This window comes from Microcoleus sp. BM001215392 (genome assembly GCF_036700185.1).
Classification (GTDB): Bacteria; Cyanobacteriota; Cyanobacteriia; order Cyanobacteriales; family Microcoleaceae; genus Microcoleus.
Genome location: NZ_JAUBOJ010000533.1, coordinates 1 through 3935, shown reverse-complemented (window position 1 = coordinate 3935; position 3935 = coordinate 1). Strand labels below are relative to the sequence as shown.

6 protein-coding genes are annotated in these 3935 nt (G+C 41.6%); 3 read left to right on the top strand and 3 right to left on the bottom strand.

From position 1 onward, the window contains the following. Positions 1 to 180: 180 nt before the first annotated feature. Together QT974_RS32145 and QT974_RS32140 are read left to right on the top strand one after the other, a co-directional pair. On the top strand, positions 181 to 627 hold the full coding sequence (locus QT974_RS32145; RefSeq protein ID WP_333472426.1) for a DUF6932 family protein: 447 nt from the start codon (positions 181 to 183) through the stop codon (positions 625 to 627). Beyond that, positions 624 to 1142 carry a DNA-binding protein gene (locus QT974_RS32140; protein WP_333472425.1) on the top strand — a complete coding sequence of 173 codons (519 nt, stop codon included), beginning with the start codon at positions 624 to 626 and terminating at the stop codon, positions 1140 to 1142. The genes QT974_RS32145 and QT974_RS32140 overlap by 4 nt, the downstream gene beginning before the upstream one ends. A 17-nt stretch (positions 1143 to 1159) precedes the next feature. Here the strand turns inward: QT974_RS32140 and QT974_RS32135 are convergent, their stop codons facing one another. The 3 genes from QT974_RS32135 to QT974_RS32125 all read right to left on the bottom strand — a co-directional run bounded on the left by QT974_RS32135 (position 1160) and on the right by QT974_RS32125 (position 2475). Next, on the bottom strand, positions 1160 to 1540 hold the full coding sequence (locus QT974_RS32135) for a hypothetical protein (RefSeq protein WP_333472424.1): 381 nt from the start codon (positions 1538 to 1540) through the stop codon (positions 1160 to 1162). An 81-nt stretch (positions 1541 to 1621) separates the two neighbouring features. Further along, on the bottom strand, positions 1622 to 1888 hold the full coding sequence (locus QT974_RS32130; RefSeq protein WP_333472423.1) for a hypothetical protein: 267 nt from the start codon (positions 1886 to 1888) through the stop codon (positions 1622 to 1624). A 227-nt stretch (positions 1889 to 2115) separates the two neighbouring features. Beyond that, a complete protein-coding gene (locus QT974_RS32125) occupies positions 2116 to 2475 on the bottom strand; it encodes a hypothetical protein (RefSeq protein ID WP_333472422.1) in 360 nt (119 codons plus the stop codon). Between the two features lie 275 nt (positions 2476 to 2750). On the opposite strand from QT974_RS32125, the gene QT974_RS32120 reads away from it, so the two are divergent. Next, positions 2751 to 3935: NB-ARC domain-containing protein (locus QT974_RS32120; protein ID WP_333472421.1), on the top strand; the 1185-nt coding region annotated here is incomplete at its 3' end.

Sequence of the window (3935 nt, the reverse complement as noted above, 5' to 3'; positions counted from 1 at the left end):
CGCGCAGCAGCAGCAAGGTTCTCCTGTGATGGCGTTCATGAGCGGGATTTAGTCGATCGAAAATGCAGAAACAATATTGAAAAACCAGGTTGTTTGAAGCAACTTGGTTTTTGTTTGTTTATAATGATAGCTGTGGTACGATCGACTCCAACAACTAATTTGCATCGCGGGTGTGAGTAAGTGATTCCAGAATTCGATGAAAACGGCAATCTACCACCGGGAGTTCATTTTTGCGAATGGGAGGAGTTTGAGGAGAGATTTGGTACTAATTTTAAAAGAGATAGCTTGATATTGGGCTTGAAACTGGCAATGACCCAATTAAAAGCAGCAGGTGCTAGAACTATCTATATTGATGGTAGTTTTGTTACCAGCAAAGATAAGCCTAACGATTTTGATGCTTGTTACGATAGAGAAACTGTAGACAGGGAGTATCTGAGAATCAATGCTCCTAGATTGTTCAATCATCAGGATCGAAATGCCCAAAAAGCTAAGTATCGAGGGGAAATTTTTCCCTCAGACGAACCTGTAGGCAATTACGGAGAAAATTCCTTTGAATTTTTTCAAAGTGACAGAGGCAAAAACAAGAAAGGAATTATAGCGATCGATTTAATGAGGTGGGAACCGTGATTAAAGATGAATTTGAGTACGGAGTCAGCAAAGAGTGGGTTCAAAAATTCAACAAAACTCTAGCAGCAATGGAGCGGGATGAAGAAGCAAAAAGAAAGGACTTTCTCAAATGGGATGCAGGTAGAGGTTCGATTCAGCGCCATTTGGATCAGTTGCACGAAGAAATAGCAGAATATGAACGATTGATGGCGTGGGACAAGAGCAAGCAGATCGAACTTGTAGTTGAGAATTTCAATAAACTATCAGATGCTTTAATTAAAGCTCGAATGGCAGCAAAAATCAGCGTGGAAGAACTAGCAGAAAGGTTGGATATGGACCCTGAACGCCTTAAAGAACACGAGAAGAAAGATTATCAAGGTGCTAGTTATATGGAACTCCTTGAAATTAGCTGTGTTTTGGGTCTGGAGTTTAAGACGGCTGTGATGCAGGTCGATTTTGAGGAAATAGAGGTTATGAAACAAATAGCAGTAGAAAGGCGCGAACGAAAAAAGAAGAAGGCAAGTAAAATAGCCTAAAGATAGGAATAATTTGGTTAGGAAAACTGCTGAGTTGATTTGGTTTGTTGGCTGTAAATTAGATAGGCGGGGGGCGATCGCTCTTTCATTTTAGACGATCGGTTATCTGAAAAAAGAAAGGGCGATCGCCCTTTATTAACTATTTGATGCGATTTGATGCGATTACTCTGGCGGCTCAGTTCCAAGAGGAGCTTGACGACGGTGACGAATATGTACGATCGCGACGGTATCCTCCTCCACACAAACAGAATCCGATGGGTTCTTCCTTTACCCACCCACAGTTGTCGAATTTCCCTACCAATAATGGCAGCTTCGGGTGCGACTGAGCAACGGTAAGGAAACTCTTGTAGGGATGCGATCGCATCTTGGATATCGTAATACCACTGAGAAAGCAGCATCAGCACTCAAATAATCGCACATCCAACGATAGGCGGTTTCAATTTCTTGAAAGGCGGGTGGTTGAATTAGGACTTGATAACTCATAGACGAGAAGGAATATTGAACTGCTGCTGTAGCGCTGTCATAGCTCGATCGACTGGGATTCCTTCACCTCGATCGAAACTTTCAAGTCCTTTGCGGATGCCGATGATGGCTTCGAGGTAGTCAATTCGCTCTAGGAGTTGCTCGTAGGTATTGACTTGGGGGTGTGGAGGCGATTTGAGCGATCGCACCAAACGAAGAAGATCCGCAAGCAGTTCGTCAGGGGTGCTATCGATTTCTTGGATGAGGAGTTCTTTGATAGTCATCACGGCATCTGGTGAAGGATTGATACTTTGATTATAACGAGTGTCGATCGCTCTCTCATTTTAGGCGATCGGTCATCAGAAATAACAAAGGGCGATCGGTCTTGATGCGCGATGGGCGATCGCACTCCGTGCAATCATCGCACTGGAATGGTGGAAATAGATAAGATTGTAAGTGGAAAAAGAGGTTGGGATGACACAAGCGTCAACCCAACCTACCAGATCACACATCAATCATCCTTCTCTGATTTGTTTTTCTCAGGTGTTGTTTGCTGCTCTCTTGCTGGCTCATCTTCCGATTCAGATATGCCAGATTTACCTGGTCTGCGAGATTTACCTGGTTCGGCTAATCCCAGAAACCCACCCAGTACCAATGCTGCTATTTCAAAGTACTTTGAGCAAACAGGATTGTCTCTAAAGATGATTTGAGTTTGAGTTCCAGAAGATGTTGAAGAAGCTTGGGGGTATTCTACTTGCACTACACAAATTTTATCACTTTTGAGAGTTATCACCAGAGCACCAATGATCACAATCAAAGCAATAATAGGACGCATCCCATTATGATCTAAGAACTTAATAATCGAGTTCATATCTTTACACCATGCCCTAATAGTCAATTTGCGGTTTAATACACTATTACAGGGTATAAACGGCAAGCGTTCAATCCCTAAATTTATGGTTTAACCCTTCTCCCATCATCCTCAGAAATCCAAGCTTTGTCCAGCGAAAAACTGTTCAATTTTGCCGACATTTTCCCCAGCTTTTACTCTCTTGAATCTAGTTTTGTGGGAAAATGTACGGAAATGTATTAAAAAGCCGGTAAATGTGAGCTATAATCCACAAAGTGCGCCCATATACCTGTGCCATGAATCTTAAAGAAATGTTAAAATTTGCTGATGATATAGTATTTGCCAAAACAAGTCAGCACCTTGACGATTTACAAGAAACGGTACTGCGAGGAACTCTACAACATGAGACATATAAGCAAATAGCTAAAGATTTTGATTTTTCTGAAAGTCGTGTTAGGGAAGTAGGATCGGAATTATGGCGCATACTTTCAGAAGAGTTAGGGGAAGATATTCATAAATCAAATTTACGATCGGCAATGGAGAGATTGCAAGTCTCCATATTTTCAAATGTTGCAGATTATGTTGGAGTTGGTAGCGTTAACATTTGTGGAGAAGCTAAACACTCGCCAAACATTCCAAACTCAAACCTACCAAATCAAGAAACAGCTAACTCAAAACAACCTGAAACTCTACATCAAGATTTAAGCGAAATGCCAGAGTTGGGTGATTTCTACGATCGCACTTCCGAACTCCAAACCCTCACAACCTGGATTCTACAACAAAACAGCCGCCTCATAGCCCTCACCGGAATCAGCGGCATCGGCAAAACAACCCTAGCAGTGCAACTCGTACAACAAATCAAAAACGAGTTTGAGTACGTTATTTGGTGCAGCATAGACGCATCCCACACCCTACATGAATTTGAACATAAACTAATACAGTTTTTTTCCAAGTCAGAAAAACTAGATTCATCCCCAACCAACCAGAAACGCTTACCACTGATTAAATATTTACAAAACCATCGCTGTTTAGTAGTCTTAGATGACGTTCAAAACCTTTTCTGTAGTGGCGAATTGGCAGGAAAGTATAAGCCAGAATACGAAGAATATCGCTTTTTATTCAAAAATATAGAAAAATTATCCCATCAAAGTTGCTTTCTGTTAATCGGTTGGGAACAACCGAGAGAAGTGACTCAATTTAAAAACCAAAATACTCCCATTCGTACCTTACAACTCAAAGGTTTAGATATCGCAGCCGGACGGGAAATCCTGAGAGATTGTGGGTTAGAAGAAATCGAAAACAGTGAAGCACTCATTCACCGCTATGAAGGCAACCCGCTATGGTTAAAAAGCGTGGCGAATCTGATTCAAGAGTTGGGAATCGGCGTAACAGAATTATTACTAGATGATACCATATTGTTGCCGGAAGATTTGAAAGATGTTTTACAGCAGCAGTACGATCGCACTTCCGAACTAGAAAAA